A 14,578-nucleotide genomic window follows, 5' to 3' on the forward strand; every position below is an offset into this window, starting at 1 on the left:
GATCAGAGACCCCGCGTCAGTGGCTGATGCTGGCCCCCTCGCCCGCCGTCGGGGCGGGCGGCGTCGGAGTCACGGGTTCGGCCGCCTCATCCCATTCGACGGGGGTCGGCGTGCCGGTCAGGGCCCACTTCAGCGCCTCGTCCGCAGTGGAGATCGGCACGATCTCGAGGGCGGCCTTCACGTTTTCGGGCACGTCCTCCAGGTCTTTCTCGTTCTCCTGCGGGATCAGCACGGTCTTCACGCCCGAGCGAAGGGCCGCCAGCAGCTTCTCCTTCAGGCCGCCGATGGCCGTGACCCGGCCGCGCAGAGTGATCTCGCCGGTCATGGCGATGTCCTTGCGGATCGGGATGCCGGTCAGGACCGACACCATGGCCACCGTCATGGCCACGCCGGCCGAGGGGCCGTCCTTGGGCGTGGCGCCGTCGGGGACGTGGACGTGGATGTCGGTCTTCTCGAACACCGGCGGCTTGACGCCGATGCTGAGGGCGCGGCTGCGGACATAGGACGCCGCCGCCGAGATCGACTCCTTCATGACCTCCTTCAGGTTGCCGGTCACGGTCATGCGGCCGCGGCCCGGCATCTTCAGGGCTTCGATGGTCAGGATGTCGCCGCCGAACTCGGTCCAGGCCAGGCCGGTCACGATGCCGACCTGATCTTCCGTGTCCGTTTCGCCATAGCGGAACTTCTTCACGCCCGCGTATTCGGCCAGCTTGGCCGCATCCACGGTGATCGAGGCGGCCTTGGTCTTGGCCATCTCGCGCACCGCCTTGCGGGCCAGACCGCCCAGGGCGCGTTCCAGCGAACGCACGCCGGCTTCGCGGGTGTAGTAGCGGATCAGGTCGCGGATCGTCTCATCGGGGACGATCAGTTCCTCTTCCTTCAGGCCGTGGTCCTTGAGCTGCTTGGGCAGGACGTGGCGCTTGGCGATCTCGACCTTCTCGTCCTCGGTGTAGCCAGAGACGCGGATGATCTCCATGCGGTCCAGCAGGGGTTGAGGCATGTTCAGGCTGTTGGCCGTGGTGACGAACATCACCGGCGACAGGTCGTAGTCGACCTCCAGATAGTGATCGCCGAAGGTCGAGTTCTGGGCCGGGTCCAGCACTTCCAGCAGGGCCGAGGACGGGTCGCCGCGCCAGTCGGCGCCCAGCTTGTCGATCTCGTCCAGCAGGACGAAGGCGTTGGTCGTCTTCGCCTTCTTCATCGACTGGATGATCTTGCCGGGCATGGAGCCGATATAGGTCCGGCGGTGGCCGCGGATCTCGGCCTCGTCGCGCACGCCGCCCAGCGACATGCGGACGTATTCACGCCCCGTCGCCTTGGCGATGGACTGAGCCAGCGAGGTCTTGCCGACGCCGGGAGGACCGACCAGGCACAGGATCGGCCCCTTCAGGCTGCCGGTGCGCGCCTGAACGGCCAGATACTCGATGATCCGTTCCTTGACCTTCTCGAGGCCGTAGTGATCCTCTTCGAGGATGTCCTCGGCCTTCTGCAGGTCGATGGCCTTGGGCTTGGTCTTGGACCACGGGATCGACAGCAGCCAGTCGAGATAGTTGCGCACCACGGTCGATTCCGCCGACATCGGCGACATGTTGCGCAGCTTCTTCAGCTCCGCCTCGGCCTTGATGCGGGCCTCCTTGGACAGGCGCGTCTTCTTGATGCGCTTTTCCAGCTCCAGCAGTTCGTCGCGGGCGTCGTCGGTCTCGCCCAGCTCGCGCTGGATCGCCTTCATCTGCTCGTTCAGATAGTACTCGCGCTGGGTCTTCTCCATCTGCCGCTTCACGCGGCTGCGGATCTTCTTCTCAACCTGCAGGACGCTGATCTCGCCTTCCATCAGGCCATAGACCTTCTCCAGCCGGGTCGGGATGACCACGGTTTCGAGCAGGGCCTGCTTGTCGGCGATCTTGACCGACAGATGGGCGGCGACCGAGTCCGCCAGCTTGGACGGATCGGTGATCTGGGGGATGGCGCTGAGGGCCTCGGGCGGAACCTTCTTGTTCAGCTTCACATAGTTTTCGAACTGCTCGATCACGGCGCGCAGCAGGGCTTCGCTCTGCGACGGATCGCCCGCCTCATCGTCGATCTCGACGGCTTCGGCTTCGTAATAGTCCTCACGGTCGGTGAAGCGGGTGAGGCGCGCGCGCGACTTGCCTTCGACCAACACCTTCACGGTGCCGTCCGGCAGCTTCAGCAACTGCAGCACCGTCGCCAGCACGCCGGTCGAATAGATGGCGTCCGTCGCTGGATCGTCGTCGACGGAGTTCTTCTGCGTGGCGAGCAGGATCTGCTTCTCGCCCTTCATGATCTCGTCGAGGGCGCGCACGGACTTCTCGCGCCCGACGAACAGGGGCACGACCATGTGCGGAAAGACGACGATGTCTCTCAACGGCAGGACAGGGAGGATTTTGCTCTCGGTCATGATGCGTACTTTCCGGGGCCTTCGTGAATCTCAGACCCGCCGAACCGATCCGACTTGGCGTTACTGCCGCCTCGTCTCGACTCGACCCGCTATTTTTCAGCGGCTTTCGTGTGAGTATGTGGTTCTGTCTGGACGCGGTTCAAGCGTAACGGGGCGGCGGCCCACAGAAGCGTGAAAAAGCGTGTGATTTCAGACGGCCGCCTGGGTCGCCTCTGAAACGATGAAGGGGCGGCCGTGGCGAGCCGCCCCTTTTCGCTTGGATCGGACCTCAGCGTCAGGCGGCGCCGTCGGCCGTCTTCTTCTTGGTTTCCGAATAGATCAGCAGCGGCTGGGCCTTGCCCTCGATCACCTCGGCGTTGACCACGACTTCCTCGACGCCCTCATAGGTGGGCAGTTCGAACATGGTCTCCAGCAGCACGCCCTCCAGGATGGAGCGCAGGCCGCGGGCGCCGGTCTTGCGGGTGATCGCCTTCTTGGCCACCGCCGACAGGGCGTCGTCGGTGAAGGTCAGCGTCACGTTCTCCATCTCGAACAGGCGCTTGTACTGCTTGACCAAGGCGTTCTTCGGCTCGGTCAGGATCTTGATCAGAGCGACCTCGTCCAGATCCTCCAAGGTCGCCAGAACCGGCAGACGGCCGATGAACTCGGGGATCAGGCCGAAGCGCATCAGGTCGTCAGGTTCGACCTGCTTGAGGATTTCGCCGGTGCGACGCTCGTCGATCTCCTTGACCTTGGCGCCGAAGCCGATTGAGGCCCCCTCGCCGCGCGCCGAGATCACCTTCTCCAGGCCGGCGAAGGCGCCGCCGACGATGAACAGGATGTTGGCGGTGTCGACCTGCAGGAACTCCTGCTGCGGATGCTTGCGGCCGCCCTGCGGCGGCACGGAGGCGACGGTGCCTTCCATGATCTTCAGCAGGGCCTGCTGCACGCCCTCGCCCGACACGTCGCGGGTAATCGACGGATTGTCCGACTTGCGCGAGATCTTGTCGATTTCGTCGATGTAGACGATGCCGCGCTGGGCCCGCTCGACGTTGTAGTCCGACGCCTGAAGCAGTTTCAGGATGATGTTCTCGACATCCTCGCCCACATAGCCGGCTTCGGTCAGGGTCGTGGCGTCGGCCATGGTGAACGGCACGTCGATGATCCGCGCCAGCGTCTGGGCCAGCAGCGTCTTGCCCGAGCCGGTCGGCCCGATCAGCATGATGTTCGACTTAGCCAGTTCGACGTCGTTGTTCTTCGTCGCGTGGTTCAGGCGCTTGTAGTGGTTGTGAACGGCGACGCTCAACACCTTCTTGGCGTGGCTCTGACCGATCACATAATCGTCGAGGACGTCGCGGATCTCCTTGGGCGTGGGCACGCCGTCCTTGGAGGTCTTGAACGCGATCTTGTGCTCTTCGCGGATGATGTCCATGCACAGTTCGACGCATTCATCGCAGATGAAAACGGTCGGTCCGGCGATCAGTTTGCGGACTTCGTGCTGGCTCTTGCCGCAGAACGAGCAGTAGAGCGTGCTTTTGGCGTCTGTGCCGGCGGCTTTGGTCATAGACCCTTCTCACTATCCGCGATCCGCCCCGACATTGGGACGAAAGGCGCTTCCTTCACGATCGATCCAGGGAATCTATCATCGAAGGTCTTCAAAAAATGACAATCACCCATCACACGTTCCGCCACAACCCCGTTGCGGCGCCGCAGCGCGCTTCGGGGAACGGACAGGACAGATAATATGGGGATCACGGCTAATGTCTGACATGGGAAGCGGAAAAGCCTTTCACCAGTCCCCTGCCCCCGGCCAACTCATCGTCGCCTTCGATTTCGACGGCACCCTGACGATTCGCGACAGCTTCACCAGCTTTTTGAAATGGCGAGCCGGGCCGGTGCGCTGGCTGACCGGACTGGTGCAGATGATCCCGGCCGTCTTCGCCTATCTGGGCGACCGGGATCGGGGCCGGATCAAGGTCGCCTCGGTGCGCGAGTTCCTGATGGACGCCGACCGCAAGGCGCTGGAAGCCGAGGCCGAGCGCTTCGCCGCCGAGATCTGGCCGCGCTTCATGCGCCCCGACGCCCTGGCGACCTGGGAGGACTGGGGCCGTCGCGGCGCCCACCGCGTCATCGTCACCGCCTCGCCCGAAACCACCGTCGCCCCCTTCGCCCGCAGGCTGGGCGCCGAGAACCTGATCGGCACCCGCCTGGCCTTCGACGACCAGGACCGTGTGCTGGGAACCTTCGTCGGCGGCAACTGCCGGGGCGAAGAGAAGATGCATCGACTGCGCGCCGCCTATGGCGCGGACATGCAGTTGGCCGCCGCCTATGGCGACACCTCCGGCGACGCTCAGATGATCGCGGCGGCCGAGGAGAAGGGCTACCGCGTTTTCACGGGCCGCCCCTGATCCCTAGCCGACCATCCGGCCGACCGTATCGTCCTTCCAGATGAAGCGGTGGACCAGCACCATCAGAATGTGGCCCGCGATGGCCGCCAGCAGCACCCAGGCCAGCAAGCCGTGCGCGGCGTCAGCGGGGGCCGTCATCCACGGCAACTCTGCCCACCCGCCCTCAATCAGGCGCACGCCGAACACGTCCAGCGGCTTGCCCGATCCATACTGCCGCAGCAGCGCCAACGCCGGCACGATCAGCATCAGGGCGTAGAGCATCAGATGTCCGACCTTCGCAGCCAGGCCCCAGAAGCCGCCGCCGTGCGCCGGTCGCGTCTTCATGTTGTAGAGGCCCCACAAAGCGCGCAGCACGATCAGGCTCAGCAGCACGACGCCGATCCCCTTGTGCGTGCCGACCCAGAAAGCGGTGATCGGCGCCCGGCCGACAATCAGTTTGATCGCCATGCCAGCGAACTGCCACGTCAGCAGCAGGGCCATCGCCCAGTGCAGCCCCCGTGTGACGGCGCCATATCGAAACCCGTCGTCTCTCCACTGCATCGCCATGAAGCGCCCCCTTCGCTGATAACGAGTCTCAAACACGATTCGAGGCGGAATCCGTCGCCGGACTCCGCCTCGCAAATTGTCGCAGCCGAAGCGCGTTTAAGGCTTAGGGAGCCTTCACGCCGTCGTCGTCGGCTTGGGTGCGTTTGTCATAGACGTGATCGACGATGCCCCAGGCCTTGGCTTCCTCGGCGGTCATGAAGTGGTCGCGGTCCAGGGTGCGCTCGACCTCTTCATAGGTGCGGCCGGTGTGCTGGACGTAGATTTCGTTCAAACGGCGCTTGGTGGCGATGATGTCCTCGGCATGGCGTTCGATGTCCGAGGCCGTGCCGCGGAAGCCGCCCGAGGGCTGGTGCACCATGACCCGCGCGTTCGGCAGAGCGATGCGCTGGCCCGCTTCACCGGCCGTCAGGATCAGCGAACCGGCTGAGGCGGCCATGCCCATGACCACGGTCGAGACCGGCGACTTGATGTATTGCATGGTGTCGTAGATCGCGAGCGCCGAGGTCACCTGACCGCCGGGGCTGTTGATGTACATGCTGATTTCCTTCTTCGGGTTCTCCGATTCCAGGAACAGCAGCTGAGCGCAGATCAGCGAGGCCATGCCGTCCTCGAACGGGCCGGTCAGGAAGATGATCCGCTCGCGCAGCAGGCGCGAAAAGATGTCGAACGACCGTTCGCCGCGGCTGGATTGCTCCACCACCATCGGCACCAGGTTGTTGGAGATGTAGTCGATCGGATCGCGCATGAAGGCCTTCTCGAATTTCAGGGGGGTCGCACGAACTCATGGAACGCGCGCCTGTCTCCTACGATATCGCGTTCATGAGGCTTCGGCGCAAGGCGGCGCCGGAAAGCAAAATCCCCGCCCCGGAAAACCGGGACGGGGATCGCAAGCTCAGAGCCTGAAGAAGAAGGGCTTAGGCCTCGTCTTCTTCCTTCATCAGCTCTTCCTTGGAGATGGCTTCGTCCTTCACCTCGGCGACCGAGACGATCAAGTCGACGACCTTCTCTTCATAGATCGGCGCGCGCAGCTGGGCGGCGGCGTTCGGATTCTGGCGGTAGAAGTCCAGGACCATCTTTTCCTGACCCGGATAGTTGCGGGCTTCGGCCATGATGGCGTTCGAAAGTTCCTGATCCGAGACGCCGACGTTGTTGGCGCGACCGATCTCGGCCAGCACCAGACCCAGGCGCACGCGGCGCTCGGCGATCTTCTTGTACTCGGCCTTCAGTTCGTCTTCCGACTTCTTGGCGTCGTCTTCCGGCAGTTGGCCGGCGTCCTTGTCGGCCGAAACCTGGGCCCAGATGCCTTCGAACTCGGCGTCGACCATCTTCGGCGGCAGGGCGAAGTCGTGGCCTTCGTCCAGCACGTCCAGCAGGGCGCGCTTCAGCTTGAAGCGGGTAGCGCCGGCGTATTGCTGGTTCAGGTTGGTCTTCAGCAGTTCCTTCAGCTGGTCCAGCGACTCCAGGCCGATGCGCTTGGCGAACTCGTCGTCGATCTTCGATTCGACCTCGGCCTTGATGGCCTTGACGGTGACGTCGAAGGTCGCGGCCTTACCGGCCAGGTGCTTGGCCTGGTACTCTTCCGGGAAGGTCACTTCGATGGTCTTTTCTTCACCGACCTTGGCGCCCTTGAGCTGCTCTTCGAAGCCGGGGATGAAGCGGCCCGAGCCGATCACAAGGTCGGCGTCGGTGGCGGCGCCGCCGTCGAAGGCCTCGCCATCGATCTTGCCCAGGAAGTCGATGGTCAGTTGGTCGCCGTCGGCGGCCTTGACCGTCTTGCCCTTCTTGTCCTCGTAGGACTTTGCTTGCGAAGCCAGTTCCTTGAGCGCCTCGTCCAGATCCTCGTCCGAGGCCTCATAGGTCGGGCGCGTCAGCTTCAGGGTCTTGGGGTCGACCGGGGTGAATTCCGGCATGACTTCCAGCGACATTTCATAGGCCAGGTCTTCCTGACCGGCGATGACCTTGTCCATGTCGGAGGTCAGGTTCATCTCGGCCGGAGCGGCCGGACGCAGCTTCAGCTCGTCCAGAGCGCCCTGGCTGGTCTCGTTCAGCGAGGCGTTGATGATTTCGCCCATGAAGTCACGGCCGAAGGTCTTCTTGACGTACGAGGCCGGCACCTTGCCCGGACGGAAGCCCTTCAGCTTCATCTGGGGAGCCACTTCCTTGATGCGGGCTTCGAGCTTCTCATTCAGCTCAGCGACTGGAATGGTCACCGCGATCACGCGGCTGAGGCCTTCGTTCGACTTTTCGACGACTTGCATGGTCGGGTATCTGACGCTCTGTGGCGACGCCGCAAAGGCGCGCGGTGGATAAAGCAACAGGGCCGCCCCTTTCGGGAGCGGCGCCTCGGAGCCCGCCCTTATGTCGAGAAGGGGCCGAAACGTCAACGCAACGCGGTTCCTTTGTGGGCATCGGGCCGCTATCTCATGACGCATGAGCCAGTCGTCCGCCTCTTCGGCAGCCCCCATCGGCGTCTTCGTCACGCCCGTTACGCCGCTTCAGCAGAACTGCACGACGGTCTGGTGCACGCAGACGAAGAAGGCCGCCGTCATCGATCCCGGCGGCTCGGTCGACGCCATCTTAGGCGAGGTCGCGCGGCGCGGGCTGACGCTGGACGCCATCTGGATCACCCACGGCCATCTGGACCACGCCGGCGCCGCCGCCGAGATGCAGGAGAAGACCGGCCTCGATATCGTCGGCCCGCACCTTGAGGACCAGTTCTGGATCGACCTGATTCCCACGCAGGGCCAGAAGTACGGCCTGCCCGAGGCCCGCAGCTTCACCCCCACGCGCTGGCTGGACGACGGCGACGTGCTGACGCTGGGCGAGACGACGTGGGAGGTCTTCCACTGCCCCGGCCATACGCCCGGCCATGTGATCTTCTTCAACCGCGAGGCCCGCTTCGCCCAGGTCGGCGACGTGCTGTTCCAGGGCTCGGTCGGCCGCACAGACTTCCCGCGCAGCGACCATCAAGCCCTGCTGACGGCCATCACCACCAAGCTGTGGCCGCTGGGCGATGACGTGACCTTCGTGCCGGGGCACGGGCCGCATTCGACGTTCGGGGCCGAGCGGCGTAGCAACCCCTTCGTCTCGGACCGGGCGATGCAGGCGGCGCCGATCGCACGCCCGGCCTCCGGCCCGGCCTGACCCCTTGGATGCCGAACCATCGATCCGAGTTCGGATTGAATCAATCAGAACCGGTAATGGCCTAGCGCGCGGCCAGCAGGCCGATCAGAACGCCGATCCCGAGCGCATAGAGCGTCATGCGGATCGGCTCATCGCGAATCGCTTCGCAGGCCCGAGAGCCGCGATGACGCGCCCAGTCGCGCACCTCGGCCGCATCCTCGCGCACGGCCCGGCGCAAGGGACGCGGTCGAGCGCCCGCCGCCAGAATCTCATCGGCGGCCCCTTCAAGGCGGCCGCTGCGCGTCGAGCGGCCTTCGGTGATGTCCTCAGGCGAAGGCGCGTTGTCGGCGCGTGGGGTCGGGTCGTTGGAAACCGGCATGGGCTGAACTCCTGACTTCTGCACTCAGAGCCTCGAAGAACCCGCCGAAATCGTCACGGTTCCGCCGCCTGCACATGGGCGCGGTTCGTGTCGACCGAACAGGGTTTTAATCCTTTCTCGGAACCTCCGCGCCGGCGCCGGGTTCTTTTGCGCAAGCGCCACCGTCTACGAAAGGAACATCTGAAATGACCGAAGGTCAGCCCACCCGCGGCTCCGGTGTTTCCAAGCGAGGCTTCGCCTCCATGGACCCGGAACGTCAGCGTGAAATCGCTCGCAAGGGCGGCGCGAGCGTGCCCAGCGAGAAGCGCAGCTTCTCCCAGGACCGCTCCCTCGCGGCCCAGGCTGGACGCAAGGGCGGCGAAGCCTCCCACGGCGCACGAAACAAGACCGGCCAGGATCCGGCGCCGCCGAAACGCTGATCGCAGCGATCGATTTCAGAACTTTTCGACGGCGCGGGAAACCTCGCCGTTTTTCTTTGCCTGACACGCGGGACGATGTGTTCAGCAGGCCAGAAGGGCCAGGGCCACGCGCGGGGTTTCGCTGACCTCGAACGCCTCGACGCGCCAGCCGGCGGCTTCGGCCAAGGCGCGCACGCGGGCTTCGTCGAACTTGCGCGAGTTCTCGGTGTGGATCGTCTCGCCCTGCGCCAAACGGAAGACCAGCTTGCCCAACCGCACCGTCATGGGGCGAAGGGCCTCCAGATGCATCTCCATCCGCGCCTCGGTCGCGTTCCAGACCGCGCGATGAGCGAAGGCGTCCAGGTCGAAGTCGGCGCCCAGGTCGCGGTTGGCGCGCGCCAGGACATTCAGATTGAAACGGGCCGTCACCCCCTCGGCGTCGTCATAGGCCGCGATCAGGGTCGAGGGTTCCTTGATCAGATCGACGCCCAGAATGAACAGGGCGTCCGGCCCCAGCATGTCGCGCATGCCGCGCAACAGGGCCTCGGCCGTCTCCGGCGCCAGATTGCCGATGGTCGAACCGGGGAAGAAGCCGATGCGACGCCCCTGCCCCGCCTCAGGCGGCAGAACGCCCAGGTGTTCAAAGTCGCCGACGATGGGCAGCACCTTCAGGTCGGGATAGGCCTGCCTCAGCCGCGCGGCCGCCTCGTCCAGCGCCGAAGGGCTGATGTCGATGGGAACATAGGCCGCCAGGTCCGGCGCGGCGTCCAGCACGATGCGCGTCTTCTCGCTGGCGCCCGAACCCAGCTCGACCAGAACGGCGTCGGAGCCGAAGCGGTCGGCCCAGTGCGGAGCGACCCGACGCAACAGAGCCGCCTCCTGCCGGGTTGGATAGTATTCCGGCAGGCGGGTGATGGCCTCGAACAACTCTGACCCGCGCGCGTCATAGAACCATTTGGGCGGCAGGCTCTTGGGCGACGACGCCAGGCCCGCGACCAGATCGCGGCGGAAGGCCTCGTGCTCGTCGTCGGCGCCGTCGCGATAGGCGTCGTCGTCAGCGGCGGCGGCGAGGCGGACGCCCGCGAAGGCCCAACGCTGATCCGGGTAGAAGAAGTTGCGATAGGTCGGCCGCGCATGGCCCGGCGCCGTGGCGAAGGCGCCGCCGCGCAGCACCATCTGATTGGCCATGAACTTGCCGTTGTACTCGGCCGCCGTGCCCTCGGTCGGACGAAAACCGGGGTAAGGAGCATAGGCGCTGGCGGTCCACTGCCACACCTCGCCATCCAGGTTGGAGAAGGCGTCAGGGCGGCTGCGCGCCGCATGCTCCCACTCCGCCTCTGTCGGCAGACGCCGGCCCGACCACCGCGCGAAGGCGTCCGCCTCGTAGAAGCTGACATGGCGCACCGGCGCAGCGGGATCGACGGGGCGTCGGCCCGCCAGCGTCATGACCGTCCAGCCCTTCCCCTCATCCTCTCGTCGCCAGTAGAGGGGCGCGGTCCAGCCGCGCGCCTGGACCGCCGCCCAGCCGTCGCTCAGCCACAGTTCGGGCCGGGCGTAGCCGCCGGCATCCATGAAGGCCAACCAGTCGCCATTGGTCGTCAGGCCGGCGGCCAGGACGAACGGCTCCAGCCAGACGCGGTGCGCGGGCCGTTCATTGTCGAAGGCGAAACCCTCGCCCGAAGCGCCCATCTCGATCAGACCGCCCTCGAACGCCTCCCAACCGCTACGCGCCGGTTGCAGCAACGCCGCATGCGGCTCGTTTTCATAGGCCGCCGGGTCCAGCGGCGAACGGGACATCAGATGCAGCAGGTCCATCAGGAACAGCTCCTGATGTTGCTGCTCGTGGTTGAGACCCAGCTCGAACAGGTAGCGCTCCAGCCCTTCCAGCGGGGCCGAGGCGTCGGCCAAGCGCACCTCCATCCGTCGGTCGATCTCGGCGCGATAGGCCATGACCTCAGCCAGAGACGGGCGCGTCATCAGACCTCGCTCATCGCGGCCGATGCGTTCGCCGAGCGCCTCATAGTAGGAATTGAAGACCTCCTTCAGCCGAGGATCGAACGGCTCATAGCCCGGCCTGTCCAACAGCATGGTTTCGAAGAACCAGCTCACATGGCCCAGATGCCACTTGCCCGGACTGGCTTCGGCCATCGACTGCGCCTGCAGGTCTTCGGCGGACAAGGATGCCGCCAAGGCGGGCATCACCGCGCGCACGCGGCGATAGCGCTCCAGATCCCCGGCGACGCGCGCCGGCCTGCGCTGCGTTCCGGCCATGATCCCGCCTGCCCCTGGGTGAGTGTTCGCTGTGGTCACCCTGTAGAAATGCAGCCTGAGACGAGGCGGTTCCGCGTGATTGAAACCCGTCTCCGCGCCCCTTCACGGTCCTGTTTCAGAGGAACAGTCACGATCAGAGGGCGTTCTGATTCAATCAAGTCGCCGTAACGGCGCAGGTTTTTCAGGATCCCGCCGCATGCCCGAAGTTCGCATGCCAGAGGGGCCGAACGCCATCGAGCCCCCGCCATCGCCGCACCCGCTTGATCGGGCGCCGGATCTGGCCGACCCGGCCAACTGGCGCGCCATGCTGGCCTGTCAGATACCGGCGCTGAGAGCCTTCGCCTTTTCGCTGGCGCGCAACCGGGCGGATGCGGACGACCTGGTTCAGGAAACCCTGGTCAAGGCCTGGGCCCACCGGGCGCGGTTCGAGGCGGGGACCAATCTGCGGGCCTGGTTGTTCACCATCCTGCGGAACAGCTGGTACACCGGCGCCGCCCGCCGTCGACGCGAAGTGGCCGATGAAGAAGGCCGCCACGCCGCCAGCCTGACCTCCGAGGCCAACCAGGAATGGACCGCCGAACTGACGGCGCTTCAGCAGGCGCTGAACACCCTGCCGCCCGACCACCGCGAGGCCATCATCATGGTCGGCGCCGCCGGTCTTTCCTATCAGGAGGCGGCCGATATCGCCGGTTGCGCCGTAGGCACGGTCAAGAGCCGGGTCAATCGCGCGCGGCGCCGCCTGGCCCTGCTGCTGGCGCACGAACTGCCGCTCGGCGGCGCAGAAAATAATGAGGGTGACGACAGCTAGGCGGAGGGAACGGAGGAACCGGCGAAGGGGTTCAATTCCCGATCTCAGGAGAGTCCGTCATGATGACTCCGCAACGTCCTCCCTCCCCCGCCCCCCCGCGCACGGGCAAGCGCGGCTTCATGGACTGGCTGTTCGGTCGCACGCCGCCGCCGCCCAGCAAGGCCAGCCCCAACCTCTATCTGGGCGACATCGTGGACGGCGACTTCAGTTCGCCCTCGGTCCATCATCATCACAAGCGGCCGCCCAGCGACGAGCTATGAGCCGGGCTACAGCCTAGCGTCGCGCGGCGTACTCCAGTCGGGCGATGGTGCGGTTGTGCACCTCGTCCGGACCGTCGGCGATGCGCAGAGTCCGCACCATGGCGTAAAGCTCGGCCAGCGGCGTGTCGCCCGACACCCCCGCCCCGCCGAACGCCTGGATCGCGTCGTCGATGACCTTCAGCGCCATGCGCGGCGCGGCGACCTTGATCTGGGCGATCTCGGACTTGGCGCCCTTGGCCCCGACCTCGTCCATCATCCAGGCGGCCTTCAGCACCAGCAGACGGCACATCTCGATATTGGTGCGCGCCTCGGCCACCCGCTGCTCCCACACCGAATGCTCGGCGATGGTCTTGCGGAAGGCGGTGCGGCTGAGCAGGCGGTCGACCATCAGCTCCAGCGCCTTCTCGGCCGCACCGATGGTCCGCATGCAGTGGTGGATGCGGCCCGGCCCCAGGCGGCCCTGGGCGATCTCGAAGCCGCGCCCCTTGCCTGCGATCAGGTTGGAGGCGGGAACGCGGACGTTCTCCAGCACCACCTCGGCGTGGCCGATCGGCGCCTCGTCATAGCCGAAGACCGACAGCATCCGCTCGACGCGGAAGCCGGGCGTGTCGACCGGGACGATGATCTGGCTCTGTTGCTGGTGAACGGCGGCGTCGGGATCGGTCTTGCCCATGACGATGGTCACGGCGACGTTCGGGTGCGCCATATTGGTCGACCACCATTTGCGGCCGTTGATGACGTAATGGTCGCCGTCGCGCTCGATCCGGGTCTGGATGTTGGTGGCGTCGGACGAGGCGACCTCAGGCTCGGTCATCAGGAAGGCCGAGCGGATTTCGCCCGCCATCAGGGGCTTGAGCCACCGCTCCTGCTGGGCGGCGTCGCCGTACATGTGCAGCACTTCCATATTGCCGGTGTCGGGCGCGTTGCAGTTGAACGCCTCGGCCGACCACAGCGCCCGGCCCATCAGCTCAGCGATGGGCGCGTATTCCAGGTTCGACAGCCCCGCCCCATGCTCGCCCGGCAGGAACATGTTCCACAGGCCCTCTGCCTTTGCCCTGGCCTTCAGCGCCTCCATCACCGGCGGCTGGCGCTTGGAATCGGCGCGGACCTGGGCGCGATATTCCGCCTCGCGCGGCAGAACCTCCGCCTCCATGAAACGGCGCACCCGCTCGCGCCAGTGTTCGCCCCGCTCGCTCAGCTGGAAATCCATCTTACGCCTCTCCCTACATGAAAACGGCGCGGCCCCGTCGGAGCCGCGCCGTTGAACATCAAGCCTCAGCCCGCGCTCAGCCCTTGAGCAGCGGCGCCAGCTTCTGGGCGATCATCATGTCGCCCGCGATCTTCAGCTTGCCCTGCATGAAGGCCATCATCGGGTCCAGACGACCTTCGGCCAGGGCGACGAAGTCGTCCCACTTGATCGAAACGGTGGCGTCGGCCGGCTTGTCGTCGTTGCTGACGGTGTTCGGAGCCGAGGCGCCGTCGATGAAGATCTTGCCGTCATCGCCGAAGTCCAGCTTCACAGTCTTGCCCAGACCCGAGTTTTCGCCGACGGCGGCGCGGATCTTGTCGGTGGCGAGGGCCAGATCGGCCATGTGCGTCTCTCCCGTTGAGAAGTTGAACCACACGCCTAACCCGCGCGCCGGGCGGCGCCAAGATCACGCAAGGGAAGGCCAGGCCACGAAGCCCCCAATCGCGCCGGTTCCATCACCTATGGCTCAGCTTACATGAGTTTGCGTTCGGCCGTGACGAGATGGCCTAGAAGTTGCGCGTTTGCGTAACAAGGACTCGCCAATGACCCGCCTGCTCACTCCGGAGGAAGTTCGCCTGGACCAGTTGTGGCGCGAACACTTCGGCCAGCCCCTGCCCATGATCGGCGCCCCCGAGGTCGCCCGGCGCATCCTGCGCCAGCACGGCGTCGCCGTGCGCCGCCCCAGCGACGCCAAGGCCGCCGCCCCTTCGGAGGGCCGCGACTGACTTCTGATTTTCGGAA

General features: G+C 65.6%; 15 protein-coding genes. 6 read left to right on the forward strand and 9 right to left on the reverse strand.

Annotated elements, in window-relative coordinates; genetic code table 11:
- Nucleotides 1-16: 16 nt before the first annotated feature.
- Both lon and clpX read right to left on the reverse strand, forming a co-directional pair.
- Nucleotides 17-2,416: an endopeptidase La gene (lon, locus tag ABC419_RS11385; RefSeq protein ID WP_412877435.1), complete on the reverse strand. Its 2,400-nt coding sequence runs from the start codon at nt 2,414-2,416 to the stop codon at nt 17-19.
- A gap of 274 nt (nt 2,417-2,690) precedes the next feature.
- Nucleotides 2,691-3,959, reverse strand: a complete 1,269-nt coding sequence (gene clpX / locus ABC419_RS11390; protein ID WP_200167455.1) for an ATP-dependent Clp protease ATP-binding subunit ClpX — start codon at nt 3,957-3,959, stop codon at nt 2,691-2,693.
- A 196-nt stretch (nt 3,960-4,155) separates the two neighbouring features.
- Here clpX and ABC419_RS11395 point away from each other — a divergent pair, with 196 nt between their 5' ends.
- Nucleotides 4,156-4,803 (forward strand): HAD-IB family hydrolase, encoded by a 648-nt coding sequence (locus ABC419_RS11395; protein ID WP_368924829.1) that lies wholly within the window; start codon nt 4,156-4,158, stop codon nt 4,801-4,803.
- 3 nt (nt 4,804-4,806) lie between these two features.
- Here the strand turns inward: ABC419_RS11395 and ABC419_RS11400 are convergent, their stop codons facing one another.
- From ABC419_RS11400 to tig, 3 genes are all read right to left on the reverse strand, one after another.
- Nucleotides 4,807-5,349: a cytochrome b gene (locus ABC419_RS11400; RefSeq protein WP_200167451.1), complete on the reverse strand. Its 543-nt coding sequence runs from the start codon at nt 5,347-5,349 to the stop codon at nt 4,807-4,809.
- 103 nt (nt 5,350-5,452) lie between these two features.
- Entirely contained in the window at nt 5,453-6,094 is a 642-nt protein-coding gene (locus tag ABC419_RS11405) for an ATP-dependent Clp protease proteolytic subunit (protein ID WP_003165321.1), read from the reverse strand.
- Nucleotides 6,095-6,263: 169 nt separating this feature from the next.
- A complete protein-coding gene (gene tig / locus ABC419_RS11410) occupies nt 6,264-7,607 on the reverse strand; it encodes a trigger factor (protein ID WP_412877434.1) in 1,344 nt (447 codons plus the stop codon).
- Between the two features lie 172 nt (nt 7,608-7,779).
- Here tig and ABC419_RS11415 point away from each other — a divergent pair, with 172 nt between their 5' ends.
- Nucleotides 7,780-8,493: an MBL fold metallo-hydrolase gene (locus ABC419_RS11415; protein WP_412877433.1), complete on the forward strand. Its 714-nt coding sequence runs from the start codon at nt 7,780-7,782 to the stop codon at nt 8,491-8,493.
- Nucleotides 8,494-8,554: 61 nt separating this feature from the next.
- On the opposite strand, the gene ABC419_RS11420 is transcribed toward ABC419_RS11415, so the two are convergent.
- Nucleotides 8,555-8,851, reverse strand: a complete 297-nt coding sequence (locus ABC419_RS11420) for a hypothetical protein (RefSeq protein ID WP_368924834.1) — start codon at nt 8,849-8,851, stop codon at nt 8,555-8,557.
- Between the two features lie 185 nt (nt 8,852-9,036).
- Here ABC419_RS11420 and ABC419_RS11425 point away from each other — a divergent pair, with 185 nt between their 5' ends.
- On the forward strand, nt 9,037-9,270 hold the full coding sequence (locus ABC419_RS11425; RefSeq protein ID WP_125900964.1) for a con-10 family general stress protein: 234 nt from the start codon (nt 9,037-9,039) through the stop codon (nt 9,268-9,270).
- Between the two features lie 81 nt (nt 9,271-9,351).
- Here the strand turns inward: ABC419_RS11425 and egtB are convergent, their stop codons facing one another.
- On the reverse strand, nt 9,352-11,520 hold the full coding sequence (gene egtB / locus ABC419_RS11430) for an ergothioneine biosynthesis protein EgtB (protein WP_412877432.1): 2,169 nt from the start codon (nt 11,518-11,520) through the stop codon (nt 9,352-9,354).
- A 196-nt stretch (nt 11,521-11,716) separates the two neighbouring features.
- On the opposite strand from egtB, the gene ABC419_RS11435 reads away from it, so the two are divergent.
- Nucleotides 11,717-12,328, forward strand: coding sequence for a sigma-70 family RNA polymerase sigma factor (locus ABC419_RS11435; RefSeq protein WP_412877431.1), 612 nt, complete (start codon nt 11,717-11,719; stop codon nt 12,326-12,328).
- A gap of 59 nt (nt 12,329-12,387) precedes the next feature.
- Entirely contained in the window at nt 12,388-12,588 is a 201-nt protein-coding gene (locus ABC419_RS11440; protein WP_292060385.1) for a hypothetical protein, read from the forward strand.
- Between the two features lie 13 nt (nt 12,589-12,601).
- Here ABC419_RS11440 and ABC419_RS11445 read toward each other — a convergent pair whose 3' ends face one another.
- Both ABC419_RS11445 and ABC419_RS11450 read right to left on the reverse strand, forming a co-directional pair.
- Nucleotides 12,602-13,798, reverse strand: a complete 1,197-nt coding sequence (locus tag ABC419_RS11445) for an acyl-CoA dehydrogenase family protein (RefSeq protein ID WP_412877430.1) — start codon at nt 13,796-13,798, stop codon at nt 12,602-12,604.
- 76 nt (nt 13,799-13,874) lie between these two features.
- A complete protein-coding gene (locus ABC419_RS11450) occupies nt 13,875-14,180 on the reverse strand; it encodes an SCP2 sterol-binding domain-containing protein (RefSeq protein WP_024354161.1) in 306 nt (101 codons plus the stop codon).
- Nucleotides 14,181-14,379: 199 nt separating this feature from the next.
- Here ABC419_RS11450 and ABC419_RS11455 point away from each other — a divergent pair, with 199 nt between their 5' ends.
- The gene (locus tag ABC419_RS11455) at nt 14,380-14,562 is read left to right on the forward strand and encodes a hypothetical protein (RefSeq protein ID WP_200167444.1); all 183 of its coding nucleotides are present in this window, start codon (nt 14,380-14,382) and stop codon (nt 14,560-14,562) included.
- Nucleotides 14,563-14,578 lie beyond the last annotated feature (16 nt).

Source organism: Brevundimonas phoenicis (assembly GCF_047237745.1).
In the GTDB taxonomy this organism is placed as follows: domain Bacteria; phylum Pseudomonadota; class Alphaproteobacteria; order Caulobacterales; family Caulobacteraceae; genus Brevundimonas.

Coding starts and splice junctions, on each gene's coding strand:
- ABC419_RS11445 (WP_412877430.1), bottom strand. CDS start 13,798: ATGGATTTCCAGCTGAGCGAGCGGGGCGAACACTGGCGCGAGCGGGTG.
- ABC419_RS11415 (WP_412877433.1), top strand. CDS start 7,780: ATGAGCCAGTCGTCCGCCTCTTCGGCAGCCCCCATCGGCGTCTTCGTC.
- ABC419_RS11435 (WP_412877431.1), top strand. CDS start 11,717: ATGCCCGAAGTTCGCATGCCAGAGGGGCCGAACGCCATCGAGCCCCCG.
- tig (WP_412877434.1), bottom strand. CDS start 7,607: ATGCAAGTCGTCGAAAAGTCGAACGAAGGCCTCAGCCGCGTGATCGCG.
- ABC419_RS11405 (WP_003165321.1), bottom strand. CDS start 6,094: ATGCGCGATCCGATCGACTACATCTCCAACAACCTGGTGCCGATGGTG.
- ABC419_RS11450 (WP_024354161.1), bottom strand. CDS start 14,180: ATGGCCGATCTGGCCCTCGCCACCGACAAGATCCGCGCCGCCGTCGGC.
- ABC419_RS11395 (WP_368924829.1), top strand. CDS start 4,156: ATGTCTGACATGGGAAGCGGAAAAGCCTTTCACCAGTCCCCTGCCCCC.
- ABC419_RS11420 (WP_368924834.1), bottom strand. CDS start 8,851: ATGCCGGTTTCCAACGACCCGACCCCACGCGCCGACAACGCGCCTTCG.
- clpX (WP_200167455.1), bottom strand. CDS start 3,959: ATGACCAAAGCCGCCGGCACAGACGCCAAAAGCACGCTCTACTGCTCG.
- egtB (WP_412877432.1), bottom strand. CDS start 11,520: ATGGCCGGAACGCAGCGCAGGCCGGCGCGCGTCGCCGGGGATCTGGAG.
- ABC419_RS11440 (WP_292060385.1), top strand. CDS start 12,388: ATGATGACTCCGCAACGTCCTCCCTCCCCCGCCCCCCCGCGCACGGGC.
- ABC419_RS11425 (WP_125900964.1), top strand. CDS start 9,037: ATGACCGAAGGTCAGCCCACCCGCGGCTCCGGTGTTTCCAAGCGAGGC.
- ABC419_RS11400 (WP_200167451.1), bottom strand. CDS start 5,349: ATGGCGATGCAGTGGAGAGACGACGGGTTTCGATATGGCGCCGTCACA.
- ABC419_RS11455 (WP_200167444.1), top strand. CDS start 14,380: ATGACCCGCCTGCTCACTCCGGAGGAAGTTCGCCTGGACCAGTTGTGG.
- lon (WP_412877435.1), bottom strand. CDS start 2,416: ATGACCGAGAGCAAAATCCTCCCTGTCCTGCCGTTGAGAGACATCGTC.